Here is a 16662-nt window from a genome sequence, read left to right on the forward strand (position 1 = left end):
GCCGAATTTTGCAGACAATACTGTCGCAATCGCTGCTGTCAATGTCGTTTTACCGTGATCCACGTGACCAATTGTACCGACGTTAACGTGCGGCTTGGTGCGTTCGAACTTACCTTTTGCCATTTTATTCTTCCTTCAAAAAGAACGATTAGATTAATTACCTACCTTGCTCACTCAACATAAACAAGGCAGGATTTCCGATTTAAATTACTTAGCTTTTGCAGAAACAATTGCGTCGATAACATTCTTCGGCGCTTCGGAGTAGTGCTTAAATTCCATTGTGTAAGTTGCACGACCTTGTGTTGCAGAACGCAACGAAGTCGAGTAACCGAACATTTCAGACAAAGGCACTTCTGCTTTAATGATCTTACCGCCACCACCTGGTATTTCATCCATACCCTGAACCATACCACGACGTGAAGACAAGTCACCCATCACTGTACCAGCGTAATCTTCTGGCGTTTCAACTTCAACTGCCATCATTGGCTCCAGGATAACTGGGCTCGCTTTACGGCAACCATCTTTGAACGCCATCGAAGCTGCCATACGGAAGGCGTTTTCGTTGGAGTCAACGTCATGGTAAGAACCGAAGAACAAAGTGACTTTAACGTCGACGACTGGGTAACCTGCCAACACACCAGAGTTCAATGTTTCGATAACACCTTTTTCAACCGCAGGGATATATTCGCGTGGAACTGTACCACCTTTGATCGCGTCAACGAATTCAAATCCCTTACCTGGCTCTTGCGGTTCAATTTTCAATACAACGTGACCGTATTGACCGCGACCACCAGATTGCTTAACGAACTTACCTTCGATCTCTTCACATGTTTTGCGAATTGTTTCGCGGTACGCAACTTGTGGCTTACCAACAGTTGCTTCCACGTTGAATTCACGCTTCATACGGTCAACGATAATTTCCAAGTGCAACTCACCCATACCACCGATGATAGTCTGACCAGATTCTTCGTCAGTTTTCACGCGGAAAGATGGATCTTCTTGCGCCAAACGGTTCAAAGCCAAGCCCATTTTTTCTTGGTCAGCTTTTGTTTTTGGCTCAACAGCCTGTTGAATAACTGGCTCAGGGAAAACCATTTTTTCCAAAGTGATGATAGACGCTGGATCACACAATGTTTCACCTGTTGTCGCATCTTTCAAACCAACTGCCGCGGCGATGTCACCAGCGCGAACTTCCTTGATTTCTTCACGTTGGTTAGCATGCATTTGCAAAATACGGCCAAGGCGCTCTTTTTTGCCTTTGATCGGGTTGTACACTGTGTCGCCAGAATTGATCGTACCGGAGTAAACGCGGAAGAAAATCAATTGACCAACGAACGGATCCGTCATGATCTTGAACGCCAAAGCTGCGAATTTTTCATCGTCAGCTGCTTTACGTGTTGTAGGCTGATCATCTTCATCCGTACCAGCTACTGGTGGAATATCCACTGGAGATGGCAAGTATTCGATAACCGCGTCCAACATCGCTTGCACGCCTTTGTTTTTAAACGCAGTACCGCACATCATTGGAACGATCTCAGAAGCGATCGTACGTTGACGCAATGCCTTCTTGATTTCTTCTTCAGACAAATCACCTTCTTCGAGGTATTTATTCATCAATTCTTCACTAGCTTCAGCAGCTGCTTCAACCATTTTTTCGCGCCATTCAGCAGCTTGATCAGCCAATTCCGCTGGAATATCACGGTAGTCAAATTTCATACCTTGACTAGCATCATCCCAGATGATTGCTTTCATTTTGACCAAGTCAACCACGCCTTGGAAGTTATCTTCCGCACCAATTGGAATTTGGATCGCGATTGGATTCGCCTTCAAACGTGCACGCATTTGATCGTATACTTTGAAGAAGTTCGCGCCAGTACGATCCATCTTATTGACGAATGCCAAACGTGGGACTTTGTACTTATTAGCTTGACGCCAAACTGTTTCAGATTGTGGCTGAACGCCACCAACTGCACAGTAAACCATGCAAGCGCCGTCCAACACACGCATAGAACGCTCAACCTCAATAGTGAAGTCAACGTGACCTGGCGTATCGATGATGTTAATACGGTGCTCTGGGAAGTTATTCGCCATACCTTTCCAGTGGCAAGTTGTCGCAGCGGAAGTAATAGTAATACCACGCTCCTGCTCTTGCTCCATCCAGTCCATGGTCGCAGCACCATCATGAACTTCACCAATTTTGTGATTTACACCTGTGTAAAACAATACACGCTCTGTCGTTGTCGTTTTACCTGCATCAATGTGAGCAGAAATACCGATATTGCGGTAGCGCTCAATGGGGGTCTTACGGGCCATAGCTAATCCTAAATCTTTTAATGGACAAAACCGAGCGCAATTTTCTTCGAAAAATCACGCCCGGCCTGATTCAAAATACCTACCAGAACCATTGCAAATTGAACATACAATGGCTTCTCACAATTACTCTTAGAAGCGGAAGTGAGAGAAGGCTTTGTTGGCTTCTGCCATACGATGCACTTCATCACGTTTCTTCATTGCACCGCCACGACCTTCAGCGGCTTCCAACAATTCGCCAGCCAAACGTTGTGGCATAGATTTTTCGCTACGCTTATTTGCTGCTTCACGCAACCAACGCATAGACAAAGCCAAACGACGAACTGGACGAACTTCAACTGGAACTTGATAGTTAGCACCACCAACGCGGCGAGATTTAACTTCAACCAATGGCTTTGCATTGTTAATCGCAGTTGCGAACACTTCCAATGGATCTTTACCAGATTTTGATTGGATATGATCAAACGCGCCATAGATAATGCCTTCAGCAACAGACTTCTTGCCAGACAACATCAACACGTTAACAAACTTAGATACTTCTACATTACCGAACTTTGGATCCGGCAAAATATCCCGTTTCGGGACTTCACGACGACGTGGCATTTCAATTCCTTTCAATCTTCAGTTGAGCGGCTAATAACAATTTATCAGCGCTCGCGGTAAGCCATCATAGCCACCACTTACTCGGCTCATTCGAGACCGACACCTTTCCGAATTACGGAGATTTTACTGAGTTAAATTTACAAGCTAATTACAAGAATCTCTTAACAAACCAAAAGATTACTTCTTAACAGCTTTAGCGCGCTTAGAACCATATTTGGAACGAGCTTGCTTACGGTCTTTAACGCCTTGAGTATCCAAAGCACCGCGAACCATGTGATAACGCACACCCGGCAAATCCTTTACACGACCACCGCGAATCAATACTACGCTGTGTTCTTGCAAGTTATGGCCTTCACCACCGATATACGAAATAACTTCGAAACCGTTGGTCAAGCGTACTTTGGCAACTTTACGCAAAGCCGAGTTAGGCTTTTTTGGAGTTGTCGTATAAACGCGGGTACATACGCCACGTTTTTGCGGGCTGTTTTCCAGCGCCGGAGATTTGCTCTTAACCACTGCGGAAACGCGTGGTTGGCGAATCAGTTGATTGATGGTTGGCATCGTTTTTAATCCAACAAAATACAACGTTAAACACACGCCCAGAAACGGTTGCCTGGGCACTTAAAATCTATATATTCACTCGCAAACAAGGCTTACGAGTCCTCGACCATTCATGCTCACCCACAAATTGGCAGTGCGTAAGAATAAACCATATAAAATCGAGAACTCGCGAGTGTACACCTTTATTTCAAGCAAAGTCAAGGAAAAACAATGGAAACAAGAACTTAGCGCGCCTCCTCGAATCCATTACGGGTGAGTCTAGAGATCGAAATATTTTCCGCTTCCACGTCTTTACCTAAAGCAAGCGGACATAAAAGTCTGAGGCAAACAAATTCAAGGCTAAAATGACAAAATAATTTTTCTTGAGCAATTGATCGCACATATATGTCAGCGTCGCCCAACACTGAGATTCAAAAGTCTCTGCAAAAGCGTTCAGCATAAAACGATTAATGCGATTCAAGAGTCCGCTTGACTTAACTTTACAAGTTTGCAATGCTAAAATTCCTAGCCTCATCAAAAGCCTACTTATTATTCAGTTACTTTTTAATTAGTTGCCTGCCGTTTTTGAGTTATTTTCTAGGTAAAGGCGTCGAACATTCGATGCGCTTACTAAGTTATGAGCTTGTCGCTTGGTTAATTTTGTGGAGTGTTTTCAAAAGCCCGCGCTGGTTTCACTATCTTTTGATCCCTGCCTTTCTCGTCATTCCAATAGAAATCTACTTGCGCATTTATTTCGGACAAGGAATCTCTACACATCATTTAGGCATCATCACTGAAACCAGTCCGAAAGAAGCGATAGAGTTTCTCGGCAATAAAGTTTGGCTCTTACTGTTAGTCATTGCCATAACAATAGCGTGGTGGTGGTCACTACTTGTCTCAGCAAGAAAAACCAAGGAACTCGATTGGCAGCATCCGTCTCGCTGGTTTTGTATGGCGACAATAAGCTGTCTTTTTATCGTATGGAGTTATGGCGCTCGAGTAGGAGTTGCTAGTGCTTCAGAAAAAGACGCTTCGCAAACCCAGGTCGCTGAAAGACGATTTTGGCAACTGCGATCTTGGGAAGAATTACAAACTTACTTAGATCAGCAACCAGCTTTGCCAAATTGGCTAGAAAGTGCCTATGATTTAGAAAGCTTCTCTCGCAGCTGGCCACTGGGAATTTGGGCGCGGCTTGGTGATTTCTATCAAGAGCGACGCTATTTAACGAGCTTAAATGAGAAAAGTCGCCAGTTCCGTTTTCACGCGCAACAAGCGGCTGGCAATGATTTCCAACAAACGATCGTCGTCGTAATCGGCGAATCCTCGCGTTTTGATCGCTGGAGCCTGAATGGCTACGAGCGATTAACTACACCAAACCTCGACCAAGAAAATAATCTCGTCAGCTTTAGCGACATGATTACTGCCGTTGCTGCCACGCGCCTTTCCGTGCCAATTATTACGACGCGCAAACCTGCCACGCAAAGTTTGAAGCCTGGGTTTACCGAGAAATCATTTTTAAGCGCCTACAAAGAAGCAGGCTTTAAAACATTTTGGATTTCTAATCAAATGAGCTTTGGCCAATTCGATACTCCCACTTCGGTGATCGCCAAAGAAGCCGATGTCACACAATTCCTGAATCTTGGTGGTTTTACCAACAATTCTAGCTACGATGAAGTTCTACTAGCCCCCATGCAAACAGCGTTGCAAGATAGCGCCCCCAACAAATTAATCGTGATTCATAGTCTGGGCAATCATTGGAACTACAGCCATCGTTACCCACAAAATTTTGATAAGTGGAAACCTTCTTTATTCGGCATTGCAAAGCCCGCCTATACCAACTTAAAAAACAAAGAAGCTTTAAATAATAGTTATGACAACTCGATCTTATACAACGATTGGATTTTGTCTCGCATGATAGGGCAACTAAAAGCGATCCCGCATATGACTGCACTTTGGTACATCTCCGATCACGGGCAAACTTTATATGACGGTAGTTGCAATCTCGCTTTTCATGGGCACAACACAAAATATGAGTTTCATATTCCTGCATTTGTTTGGTATTCCGACCAATATGCGGCGCAACATCCAGACAAAATTCAACACCTAAAAGCCCATCAGCATGCCAAACTAAGTACAGAAAATGTGTTTCACTCCATCGTTGATATGGTCGACATTCGCTATCCTGATGAGAAATTAGAACGCAGCGTATTTAGCCCAATATGGACTTACCATACGCGCTATGTCGATAGCTACGGTTGGACGCACTACGATGACGCTTATTTAAAAGGTGATTGTCGCGAAGTCATTGATAATAAACAGCCTTTAAAGCAAGAAAAATAAAGTAAGGAAGGATTCAGTTGAGGACTCTATGAAGAATTCAATGCGTCGTTCAAAACCAAGCATTCAATAAAACAAACGACATTCAATAGACCAAGCCTTTTATAAATTGCTCAGCTCTATATTTGTGACTTACACTTCCACCATGCGCCGCGATACTATTCCCTCCTTACAGCTTATCGAAAATGAACAGGCGACTGTTCAAATTCAAGGCGCTTGGCTCACGGATCTATTAGTAGAACCAGGCTTAATGCAAGCAATTAATGCTAGCCTGTTAGCAACACAAAACAGACCTGAACTAATTTGGGATTTACGCCAACTCAGTGCGCTTGATCATATTGGTGCGCAACTATTATGGCTGAGCTGGGGCAAGCGTTTTCCCCAAAATCTACTCGTCAATGAACATCATCAAACCTTGTTCAATCGCTTAGCCGAAGTACAAACAATTCCACTGATCACGCAGCCCAAACCCATCGTGCCGCCATTCGGGCGACTAGGACGTCTATCATTAAACTTTGCCCTACATGTGATTGGGATCATCGAATTACTTGGACAATTAGTACTCGACTTAGGACGTTTTCTACGCCATCCAACACGAGGTCCGTGGAAAGAAATTTCTGCAAATATTTACCGTACTGGCTTTCAGGCCTTGGCCATTACCGCGTTGGTCGGATTACTAATTGGTGTCGTACTGTCGTATTTATCCGGCCAACAATTACGTAATTATGGTGGCGATCTGTTCATCGTCAATTTACTTGGGATCAGCATTATTCGTGAACTCGGGCCCATGCTAGCGGCGATCTTAATTGCTGGTCGCTCAGGCTCGGCGATCACAGCACAGTTGGGCGTCATGAAAGTCACTGAAGAGCTAGATGCCATGCGGGTTATGGGCATTCCGATTGGATTCCGTCTGATTATGCCCAAAGTCGTCGCGCTCGCCATCACCATGCCCTTGATCGTGATTTGGACTGACGTTATGGCCTTGATCGGCGGCGCAATTTCAGCACAATTTATCCTCGATATGTCACCGGGATTTTTCTTGCACAAACTTCCTGATGTTGTGAGTCTGGGCAACTATTGGATAGGACTCGGCAAAGGTGTGTTTTTTGGAATGCTCATCGCCATTATTGCTTGCCACTATGGACTTAGAATCAAACCCAACACAGAAAGCCTAGGTCAAGGCACCACTAGTTCAGTCGTTGTATCAATTACTTCCGTGATTATTGCGGATGCTTTTTTTGCGGTGCTGTTCCGCAATGTCGCTTATTAAGTGTATGGAAAATCAAACGACTTCTTCACTCGCTGAGCCTGTCATACAAATTGCGCACCTACGTACACAATTTGGGCGTACAGTGATTCACGATGACCTGAACTTAGAAATTCAACGTGGCGAAATTTTTTCCATCGTGGGTGGATCTGGCTCTGGTAAGACAGTTTTGATGCGACAGATACTAGGACTAGAAACACCCAAAAGTGGTCTTATCAAAGTTTTTGGTGACGATATCCATGCGCCGAAGCAACCACACTTAGAACATTTGCATCGCCGCTCGGGCATGCTATTTCAGCACGGCGCTTTATATTCCGCCTTGAATGTAATTGAGAATGTTGCGCAACCCCTGCGCGAACTCAATAGCCTGCCGGAATCGCTGATCATGGATATTGCCTATCTCAAGTTACATATGTCCGGCATCGGTTTTGAACATGCAAAAAAAATGCCGTCTGACCTATCGGGTGGCATGATTAAACGCATCGCTTTGGCGCGCGCCATTGCGCTTGATCCAGAATTATTATTTCTTGATGAGCCAACCGCGGGCTTAGATCCAGATAGCTCAGATAGCTTCGTCAATTTGATTCAATCACTGCATCAATCACTTAAACTCACTGTCGTGATGGTGACACATGATCTTGATACTTTATTCGCGCTGTCATCGCGCATCGGCGTGATTGCGGACAAAAGAATGATTGCGGTTGGCAACGCGCACGAAGTAATACAGGTCCAACATCCATTTATCCAAACTTACTTCCGTGGTGGACGTGGCATCCGCGCAATGGAAGTTTTAGCACCAACGAATGTCGACGCAAAAACAGTAGCAGGAGCACATTATGGAAAGTAAATCACATGCATTGATCGCTGGCGTGTTTGCGATTGGCCTTGCAATCCTCGCTGGCGCACTAGCGCTATGGCTGGGCAAAGATGAGATTCAACGCACACCGTACACTATTGCGACCTCACTCAAAGTATCTGGATTAAACATTCAAGCAGCAGTCCGCTACAAAGGTATTAAAGTGGGCAAAGTGACCGACATTGATTTTGATAGCAAAGTCCCCGGCCAACTACTACTTAGTCTTGATATCGTGTCGGACACACCGATCACACAATCGACTTATGCAACACTAGGATATCAAGGCGTAACTGGGATCGCATTTATCGAGTTAGACGATGACGGTAGTCAACCAGCAGCAATAGTGCGGGACCCAAAATTGGGAGCAAGAATTCCTCTGCGTCCAGGCTTGTTACAAGAAGTTGAGAAACATGGCATCGCCATCTTGAAACAAACCGAAGAACTCAGTAAGCGCTTGAATGCCTTGTTAGATCAAGAGAATCGCGCATCGCTCACAAATACCGTCAAACAAATCGGCAAAACCGCTGCCGCATGGGAAGCCTTACCCGCAAAACTTGACCCAATATTAAATAATTTACCGCAAACGATCGCGCAAGCACGTGAAAGCGCTCTAGCGTTTAAACAGTTCTCCGATAATGCAAAGAACACCAGTAGCAATCTAAATCAAGTGCTAAGCAACCTACAAAGCGAGCAAAGCAGCATTGGTCGTTTAAGTAAAAATCTGGAACAAATCAGTCAAAGCCTGCAATTCGAAACTTTGCCTGCAATGCACAATGTGATTCTCGACGCAGGGGGTACTTTGCGCAGCATCAATCGCAGCACCGAGAATTTTAATGAACGTCCACAAAGTCTGCTGTTTGGGCCGAAACCCATTCCTCCAGGGCCTGGCGAACCCGGCTTCAAAAACAATTAAACGACGATCACCAGACCATCTTCGATTCCTGTATTTTTAAGACAGACAAACTCTTATGAACACGACCTACTTTGCCCGCGTCTCGCTGCTACGCTCTAGCTTATTCGTCATCATGACGAGTTTATTATTCGCTTGTGCCAGTCCCACCATGCACCAGCAATTTGATTTTGGTGTTAGTCAAACCGAAGACAACCAGAAAACATCCAACGCGACAAATAGCCCAAAACTCGCTATTTTGTTGGCAGAAATTCAGGTGCCAAATAGTTTAGAAGGCACATCCATGCTGTATCGACTACTCTATGAGAATAAGCAAGAGTTGCGACCTTATGCGCAAAGTCGTTGGAGTATGCCCCCTGCGCAGTTACTCAAGCAAAGAATCAAAACACATATTAATCAACAAGGTGGCGCGGTACTCACTACCAGCGATGGTGTTAAAAATCTACCCATCCTTCGGATTGAGCTTGAAGAATTCTCGCAGCACTTTAGCAGTCCACAACAAAGCCAAGTGCAACTGCGCTGGCGCGCCAGCTTGATCAAGCAAAATCAATTAATCGCGCAAAAGATTTTTCAAGCACAAACAACCTGCGACAGCGCAGACGCAAAAGGTGGTGCAAAGGCGATGCCACAAGCAAGCGATCGCACAATTACGGAACTTATTGCATGGTTACAGACTCAAGTGAGATGAGTAAGCTTGGTTCTACATTTCCGCGTTCTCATTCAATCATCAATTCGAGACCTAAGCATTGTTTAGTAAGCGCATGACATCCAAACACGATCAAACAGCATCACCTCTTTCGCGTGCCAGTTTAGTGGCATACGCAGTATTGATCGTGTACGCGAGTTTGTATCCATTCTCTGATTGGCAATTCGAAAATCTAGCCGCTTTCTCAGCACAGATTTCGCAGTGGCCACGTTATTGGTCGAAGTTTGATGCGATCGTCAATGTCATCGGCTATATCCCGTTTGGTGTGCTGCTAGTTTTTTCCATCTATCCCTTGATGAAATTACGTTGGTCGTTTCTGCTCGCTTGTGTTGCCGTTGCGAGCATGAGTTTGCTGATGGAGAGCATTCAGTATTTTTTACCGAATCGCGTCACCTCGCTACTCGATCTGATTACCAATGCTGCCGGCGGAATTATTGGTGCTTTGTGCGGCGTATTATTGTTACCGTATATCTTAGAAAGTGGTCGACTACAATCATTGCGCACGCTTTGGTTACAACGTGAGTCCTCACCCGAATTAGTGGTACTAGGTTTATGGCCATTGGCGCAAATTTTCCCGCAGGCGTTTTTATTTGGCCACGGACAAATTTTGCCAATTATTTCATTATGGTGCGAAGAATATTTAGATGTCAGCATTGATCTCAGTGCTTACCTCAGGCACGGTATCGAACTAAGCCCAGAAACCTATCTGCTTTCAGAAACCATCATTACCGCTTGCGCTTGTACGGGCGCGATCTTAATTTGCTTGTCTTTGCTAAATCGAAACGCACCAAAGTTCGCTTTGGCTTGCTTACTATTAATCGCAGGTTTAGCAGTGAAGGCCTTATCGAGCGCCTTAATGTTTCAACCTGAAAATGCCTTCTTATGGTTAGCACCGGGAGCCAAAGGAGGGATCTTAATCAGCACCATTATGTTGTATGGATTTTCTTTTGCCCCAAGCCACGCACAACGCCGACTGGCTGTGCTGTTATTGCTGATTAGCTTATTGATGGTGAATTTAATTCCTAGTAATCCTTACTTCCTCAATACTTTACAAACCATGGTGCAAGGAAAAATGTTGAATTTTTACGGTGCAGCGCAGTTTTTATCTGTGACTTGGCCATTTATTGCGATTTGGTATTTACTTAAACATCAAAAAGCGACTCAATCGGTTTTGCAGAAATCGGCCTAGGTCTCAATTACAATTCACATTATTCATTTCAATTTCCGTTTGTTTTTCCGTTTGTTGCTGCTTCAATTTCACGCTTTTGTTTATCGGCGGCGTTCTGCAAATCTTGCTCAAGTTGTTTAGCCTGTTCTAGTGCTTTGCGCTGTTCTTCAGCAATCTTAAAAGCAGGTTCGTCCACTGCGCTCGCAGAAGCAGCACTTGCGGTCGTCGCGGATGACTCTACCGCCGCCGACGAAGATTTCGCTGATTTGCCGCATCCACTGCACAACACGACGACAAATATCGATAACAGAAGCCAGTTCAGCTTCCATTCAGATCCTCTAACACCGTTTGGAATCATCTTAGCAGACGAATTAATTTGACAATCTAGATTCAACATCTGCAGCTCTCCAATAAAGACTAATCATCGATAAAAATACTTCACTAAGCTGGCACCTGCCTCTCTAGTTAAGTACGGTAATCAACGCATTCGTGATTTCAATTCGATGTATCATAGCGCCTTCTATTCTTCTATCGCGCGAAATTCGCCACTAAAGCCGAATTCGCCTACTTGAAAAAGCACATGTCTGACAATCTCTATTTTAAAAAACACGTATTCTTCTGCTTAAACGACCGTGATGATGGCCGTCAATGCTGTGCCAAAAATGGAGCACAAGCAGCGCAAGAACACGCCAAACGTCGCATCAAACAACTTGATATGAATGGCGAGGGCAAGATTCGTATTAATAAAGCTGGCTGCCTAGATCGTTGTGAACAAGGACCAGTGCTGGTGGTTTATCCACAAGGAACTTGGTACACCTATGTAGACCAAAGTGATATCGACGAAATTATCGATGTCGATTTGATTGGTGGTGGCGTAGTCGAACGTCTCAAAGTATAAAGCGCGATGAATATTCATACCGAACAATTTCTGATACCGGGTAATGCTGGGCAACTGCAATGCGCGGTAAATCATCCTGATCCTGAGTTATTTCCAAAGCCGACCGGCCTTGCGTTGGTAGCCCATCCGCATCCCTTATTTGGTGGCACCATGGAAAACAAGGTGGCGCAAACCTTGGCGCGTACATTTGTCTCCCTTGGTTACGTCACTGTGCGCATGAATTTCCGTGGTGTTGGTCAATCTGAAGGCGTACATGACGCAGGCATCGGTGAGACTGACGATATGGAAACGCTATTGGAACACATGCGTCAACGTTACCCAGATTTGCCCTTGGTGTTAAGCGGATTCTCTTTCGGTACCTTTGTGCAATCACGTTTACATCAACGCTTAAGCGCCGCCGGTATTGCGGTACAAAGGCTGGTTTTAGTCGGTGCGGCTGCAGGTAAATGGGCGATGCCAGATATTCCTAGCGATACCATTTTGATTCATGGTGAGCTTGACGATACGATTCCTTTACAAGCCGTGTTTGACTGGTTACGACCGCAAGATATTCCGGTGATTGTGATTCCTGGTGCGGATCACTTTTTTCATCGTCGGCTACCGCACATAAAAAAAATTATTAGTGATTTGTGGACTTAAGTTCACGGGTCTTTTCACGGTTTTTAATTCGCAATTTTCCAACCTCAATTTTTCTTTTTTTTACCTTGTTTGATTTCCAATGAAAAAAACTTTGTCTTCTTTACTTTCATCACTAGCTTTTTTAGCCGTGACGCTCAGCAGCATATCTGTGGCTCAAGCTCAAACGCTACCAAAGCCCTTGGTTGATGCTAAATCTTGGGTGCTGTTGGATGCAACCAGCAATCAAGTGATCAATTCTGATAATGCCACTCTGCAAATTGAACCCGCGTCGCTGACCAAGATCATGACTGCGTATTTGGTATTTAACGCGCTTAAAGAAAAGCGCTTAGATATTAATCAACAGATCACTGTATCGACACGTGCGTGGAAAGTCGATGCAAGCAGTTCGAAAATGTTTATTGATCCGGCAACACCTGTCAGCATCAATGACTTGTTGTTTGGCTTGATTGTGCAATCAGGGAATGATGCTTCGGTTGCCTTAGCTGAAGCCGTTGCTGGTAGTGAGGAAGCATTTGTCGCCCAGATGAATCGTGAAGCTGCCCGTCTTGGGATGAAAGCTACGCGTTATGCCAATTCACATGGTTTGCCTAGCCCAGATAATTTTTCAACGGCATATGATTTAGCGATCTTGGCATCACGTTTAATCGCTGATCATCCTGAATACTACAAAACATATTATTCAACCAAGAGCTACACCTATAACAAAATTACCCAAGCAAATCGCAACCGTTTACTGTGGTTAGACCCAACAGTGGATGGTATGAAAACTGGTCATACTGAAGCCGCGGGTTATTGCTTAATCTCATCAGCAAATCGTCCAAACGGAAACGGCCAACGTCGCTTAATTTCTATCGTAACGGGAACGAAGAGCGATCAAATTCGCGCACAAGAAAGTTTAAAACTATTGAACTGGGGCTACCTCAACTTTGACACCGTCAAACTCTACGATAAAGCGCAAGCAATTGAAACGCTAGACGTATGGAAAGGCAGTCAAGGTAAAATCAAAGTCGGTTTTAGACAAGACCTTTACGTTACCTTACCAAAAGGTAGTGCCGCGCGATTAAAACCCGCACTTGAGCGCAAAGATCCACTAGTGGCGCCAATCACTGCCAACAGCAGAATCGGTACAATGAAGATGATGTTGGATGGAAAAGCAGTTGCTGAGTTTCCGGTGTTAGCCTTAGAAGACGTTCCGCAAGCCAGCATTTTTGGTCGTGCTTGGGATTCGATCCGTCTCTTATTCAAATAATTCAAAAGAGAAAATCAAAGCCCGCGATGACACAACATAACAGTCAGTCATCGCGGGCTTTTTTATGCTTACATCATCGTTACTTTGAAGCAGTCTCTTGATCTAAAACCGACTTCGCCAACTTCGGCATAAATGCCACAATCCCAAGCCATGAAATAAACTGCAAACCCGTACGCAGCGCCGCAAAGCACAATGCAAATACCAACATCTGCGCCAAGGTTTCCAAGCCACCAATTCCTGCCGCACTTACCAATAAATACGCCGCATAACCGGAGATAAATGTGATGGGAAACATAAACCACCATTGTCTTTGCAAATTCTTAGGCATAAATTTTCCTCAAATAAAATTTACGCCATCATACAAGAATTTGCGCTTGCGTTTCGCAATCCTTTTTTCAGCTTGAATTGTCGATTTCTTTATTCGTCCGCTTGCTTTTTCAACAGCGTGTAATCAGCCGCATGCATGGAATGCAATAACATATCGCCGTTCGCTGAGACACGAAATCCTCCATAACGCGCCTTTTCGTAAAGCTGCGCTTGCCCCTCTTCAAAGAAAAACGCATTGGTGGCAAATTTCACTTGATCATTCCGAATCCGATAGCGCATCAAGACCTCATTCGCTGCCAATATTTCTTGTGGCTTCGCGATGCGTTGAAAACGCCCTACTTGGTGTTGATCTAATCGCACCACAATCGCACCATCCGACGCCATCGCACTCAGGTTTTCATGATTGTTCGCCCGCCTCCACGTCGAATTGGGAAAAGCTTGGTTTGCTACTTCAAAACGTAATGCCATGTAATCGCCTTGCATCAAGGAGCGTGGATCCACCGGTGCTAATTCGAGCAAAACAAAACGACCATGCTGAAGTAATTGTTCACGTTGATAGATCGATACATTCACTGCAATCAAAACCAAGATACCGGCCAACACTGCCAACCACACTCTGGCTTTGCTTCTGAGCTTAAATTGAATCATGTGCAGACTCCTTCTGATTATGCGTATCCGCCAAACTGGATTCTGGAAAAAGGCGACACAATAACAAGCGCGCTGCCAACAGCAATAAGCCTAGGCTGAACAACACGATCGATTTATAGAGCAAGCTATGCTGCAGTTGATAGTAATAATACGAGACAAAACTCAGCAAACCGAGCAGACCTGTTCCAAGCAAAACGCGATCAGAAAAACTATACGCAATTAAAATCAATAACAGCGCACTACTTAATCCTGGTGCGACATACGAGAATCCACTAAACAACAAGGCAGCCGACAATCCCAGTATCGCAGGCAAAGAACTCAACGCGAACTGTAGCCGTCGCAGCACCAACACAGTCGAAATAATGAGCGCCAGATTGGCGAGCGTGGTACCGACGCGCCAGCCATGCAATAGCCACCATCCATGATTAGCATCAAACAAAATTCGTGTGACAAACCGCCCTCCTTCAGTACACAACAAAGCAAAGGCTAAAGCATAGGCGACTGGGCGTAATAATTCAGATCGACGCAATAGCAAGGGCGACCACCACAAGCCGCAAACAGCCAATGCCACCAAGCCATGCATGAGACCGAAGATTGCGGATTGTTGGAAAAAGAAATAAGCCGCGAACACTGCACCCAAACTTGTTAAGAAACGATGAATCCAGTTCGAAACATAAACAGTTAAAACGACTTCAAACAGCAATATCACCAGATAAACTTCGGCACCGTCGTTACGAAACAATTGAAACAAGCCAAATACAAAAAATCCTTGTCCAGCAAGACTCACAGCCAGCGCAAACTGCAACAAGAAATCTGTATTTTTCGGTACGCGAAATAAGGTGTAAGCAAGCGTACATAGGCCAGCACCGATACAAACAGTCACGATCCCGTGATCACTAGCGAGTCCCATAAAAACGCCGACAAAGCCCATCAAAAACAATGCGCCAAGCCAACCAGAGAAACCAAGCATGACGCGAATATACCAAGGCTGTGTAAGACTCTGTGTCTTATCAATTACAGGCATTTCGCCCTCGACCAATTTCGCTTGCAGTAAACGCTGCCAGACTGTTGCGGACGTCATAGAGGCGGGTTGTGGGGTATTCATGCTTGCATCTCCTTCATCACCTTCTTTAACCACATACCGCCCAAAGCAGATGAACCGATGATCATCAAACTCACCATTAAAAAGCCTACCGACTCCATGTGATTGACGACTAATCGCGTCAAGAACGCATTAGTCGTAATAATTAAGCTCAAAACCCAACCTGCTAGCACAAACAAGTCTTTCACTTTTCTGCGATAGACCCACATAGTTAGCCAAGCCCAAACTGCATAAGTCGCTGTTGCTAGAACATTCGATAAATTCGCCAGTAAAAGGTAGCCATCGTCGTGACTAAAAATCGCGTCTAACATCAACATCGTTACTAACACGCCAACTGCGGTCGCCAACACTCTAGCCGACCAACGTTCCTGCAAATGCAAAACGCCTCGCCAACGCAGCAACTCCCAAGCTATCAAGGCGACTGCGTTGAGTATGAATAATGTCCATAACTGACTGCTTGAACTAAATAGCAGGCCAAAAAAGCCGCCAAAAGTTTGAAAATACAGAAGTACACTCAAATTCACCAGACCTAGCCAAAACAAATGCAGCGCACTTAATCGCGCTAACAGCACCCATACCAAAGACGCGATCGCCCACGCACGGAACAATTCATAGGTATCAGCGCCAGTTTGATAAGTCTGTCCGACTAATGCCAGCAATCCGCCAGTGAACAGACTAGCGATGAATAAACTCGCTTTGCCAGCCGTACTCTCCAAGCCCAGTTTCCAACACGCCAACATGGCGCCAAGCACAGCCACTTCGGCTAAAGCGAATTTCGCAAATCGCCCCATCGATTGCCAGTTATAAGCTAAAAAGAAAATCAACGATGCTCCCAATGCAATCACCCCGCACCATAGCAACATCTGTTCAATAAATCGATGCCATTGGCTAGTTTTGGGATGTATTCCAGCTAATTCAAGTGCTCGAAATTCACTGCCATGCTTTACTCGGCCTTGCGCGATCCATTCAAATATCTGCGTTGGCTGTTCCATCCCGCCTCCCTCTCACAAAAAACAATGCAACAATAGTAACATCCTAAGCATCGTACTAGTCGAGCAGAAACGACAAAGTGGCAAGTTTTGCCGCCCAAAGGTGCGCAAGC

General features: G+C 45.0%; 18 protein-coding genes. 9 read left to right on the forward strand and 9 right to left on the reverse strand.

Going from position 1 to position 16662, the window contains the following annotated elements:
• From KDM92_RS17725 to rpsL, 4 genes are all read right to left on the reverse strand, one after another.
• Positions 1 to 123: GTP-binding protein (locus KDM92_RS17725; protein ID WP_229827326.1), on the reverse strand; the 123-nt coding region annotated here is incomplete at its 3' end.
• Positions 124 to 207: 84 nt separating this feature from the next.
• The gene (gene fusA / locus KDM92_RS17730; protein WP_189347718.1) at positions 208 to 2313 is read right to left on the reverse strand and encodes an elongation factor G; all 2106 of its coding nucleotides are present in this window, start codon (positions 2311 to 2313) and stop codon (positions 208 to 210) included.
• 129 nt (positions 2314 to 2442) lie between these two features.
• Positions 2443 to 2913, reverse strand: a complete 471-nt coding sequence (gene rpsG / locus KDM92_RS17735) for a 30S ribosomal protein S7 (protein ID WP_186921430.1) — start codon at positions 2911 to 2913, stop codon at positions 2443 to 2445.
• Positions 2914 to 3090: 177 nt separating this feature from the next.
• Positions 3091 to 3474, reverse strand: a complete 384-nt coding sequence (gene rpsL / locus KDM92_RS17740; RefSeq protein WP_186917398.1) for a 30S ribosomal protein S12 — start codon at positions 3472 to 3474, stop codon at positions 3091 to 3093.
• Between the two features lie 492 nt (positions 3475 to 3966).
• Here rpsL and KDM92_RS17745 point away from each other — a divergent pair, with 492 nt between their 5' ends.
• The 6 genes from KDM92_RS17745 (at position 3967) to KDM92_RS17770 (ending at position 10718) form a co-directional block, all read left to right on the forward strand.
• Positions 3967 to 5793: a phosphoethanolamine transferase gene (locus KDM92_RS17745; protein ID WP_212685700.1), complete on the forward strand. Its 1827-nt coding sequence runs from the start codon at positions 3967 to 3969 to the stop codon at positions 5791 to 5793.
• Between the two features lie 142 nt (positions 5794 to 5935).
• Positions 5936 to 7060, forward strand: coding sequence for an MlaE family ABC transporter permease (locus tag KDM92_RS17750; RefSeq protein WP_212685734.1), 1125 nt, complete (start codon positions 5936 to 5938; stop codon positions 7058 to 7060).
• 4 nt (positions 7061 to 7064) lie between these two features.
• Positions 7065 to 7904 (forward strand): ABC transporter ATP-binding protein, encoded by an 840-nt coding sequence (locus tag KDM92_RS17755; protein WP_230408418.1) that lies wholly within the window; start codon positions 7065 to 7067, stop codon positions 7902 to 7904.
• Complete coding sequence (locus tag KDM92_RS17760; RefSeq protein WP_212685702.1) at positions 7894 to 8826, forward strand: MlaD family protein; 933 nt, start codon at positions 7894 to 7896, stop codon at positions 8824 to 8826. The genes KDM92_RS17755 and KDM92_RS17760 overlap by 11 nt, the downstream gene beginning before the upstream one ends.
• Before the next feature lie 55 nt (positions 8827 to 8881).
• A complete protein-coding gene (locus KDM92_RS17765; RefSeq protein ID WP_212685703.1) occupies positions 8882 to 9511 on the forward strand; it encodes an ABC-type transport auxiliary lipoprotein family protein in 630 nt (209 codons plus the stop codon).
• Between the two features lie 73 nt (positions 9512 to 9584).
• Positions 9585 to 10718: a VanZ family protein gene (locus KDM92_RS17770; protein ID WP_212685704.1), complete on the forward strand. Its 1134-nt coding sequence runs from the start codon at positions 9585 to 9587 to the stop codon at positions 10716 to 10718.
• A gap of 28 nt (positions 10719 to 10746) precedes the next feature.
• Here KDM92_RS17770 and KDM92_RS17775 read toward each other — a convergent pair whose 3' ends face one another.
• Positions 10747 to 11094, reverse strand: a complete 348-nt coding sequence (locus KDM92_RS17775) for a hypothetical protein (RefSeq protein ID WP_212685705.1) — start codon at positions 11092 to 11094, stop codon at positions 10747 to 10749.
• A gap of 183 nt (positions 11095 to 11277) precedes the next feature.
• On the opposite strand from KDM92_RS17775, the gene KDM92_RS17780 reads away from it, so the two are divergent.
• The 3 genes from KDM92_RS17780 to KDM92_RS17790 all read left to right on the forward strand — a co-directional run bounded on the left by KDM92_RS17780 (position 11278) and on the right by KDM92_RS17790 (position 13483).
• Positions 11278 to 11595 carry a (2Fe-2S) ferredoxin domain-containing protein gene (locus KDM92_RS17780; protein WP_212685706.1) on the forward strand — a complete coding sequence of 106 codons (318 nt, stop codon included), beginning with the start codon at positions 11278 to 11280 and terminating at the stop codon, positions 11593 to 11595.
• Between the two features lie 6 nt (positions 11596 to 11601).
• The gene (locus KDM92_RS17785) at positions 11602 to 12234 is read left to right on the forward strand and encodes an alpha/beta hydrolase (RefSeq protein WP_212685707.1); all 633 of its coding nucleotides are present in this window, start codon (positions 11602 to 11604) and stop codon (positions 12232 to 12234) included.
• Between the two features lie 79 nt (positions 12235 to 12313).
• Positions 12314 to 13483 carry a D-alanyl-D-alanine carboxypeptidase family protein gene (locus KDM92_RS17790; RefSeq protein ID WP_212685708.1) on the forward strand — a complete coding sequence of 390 codons (1170 nt, stop codon included), beginning with the start codon at positions 12314 to 12316 and terminating at the stop codon, positions 13481 to 13483.
• A gap of 79 nt (positions 13484 to 13562) precedes the next feature.
• Here the strand turns inward: KDM92_RS17790 and KDM92_RS17795 are convergent, their stop codons facing one another.
• The 4 genes from KDM92_RS17795 to KDM92_RS17810 form a co-directional block, all read right to left on the reverse strand.
• Positions 13563 to 13811 carry a hypothetical protein gene (locus tag KDM92_RS17795; protein ID WP_189347698.1) on the reverse strand — a complete coding sequence of 83 codons (249 nt, stop codon included), beginning with the start codon at positions 13809 to 13811 and terminating at the stop codon, positions 13563 to 13565.
• Between the two features lie 89 nt (positions 13812 to 13900).
• Positions 13901 to 14458 (reverse strand): GDYXXLXY domain-containing protein, encoded by a 558-nt coding sequence (locus tag KDM92_RS17800; RefSeq protein WP_212685709.1) that lies wholly within the window; start codon positions 14456 to 14458, stop codon positions 13901 to 13903.
• Positions 14445 to 15563, reverse strand: coding sequence for a DUF4401 domain-containing protein (locus KDM92_RS17805; RefSeq protein WP_212685710.1), 1119 nt, complete (start codon positions 15561 to 15563; stop codon positions 14445 to 14447). Before KDM92_RS17805 ends, KDM92_RS17800 begins: the two co-directional genes overlap by 14 nt.
• The gene (locus KDM92_RS17810) at positions 15560 to 16552 is read right to left on the reverse strand and encodes a DUF2157 domain-containing protein (RefSeq protein WP_212685711.1); all 993 of its coding nucleotides are present in this window, start codon (positions 16550 to 16552) and stop codon (positions 15560 to 15562) included. The genes KDM92_RS17805 and KDM92_RS17810 overlap by 4 nt, the downstream gene beginning before the upstream one ends.
• Positions 16553 to 16662: the final 110 nt, after the last annotated feature.

The organism is Affinundibacterium baiyunense (assembly GCF_018139645.1).
Taxonomy (GTDB): domain Bacteria; phylum Pseudomonadota; class Gammaproteobacteria; order Burkholderiales; family Burkholderiaceae_D; genus Undibacterium; species Undibacterium baiyunense.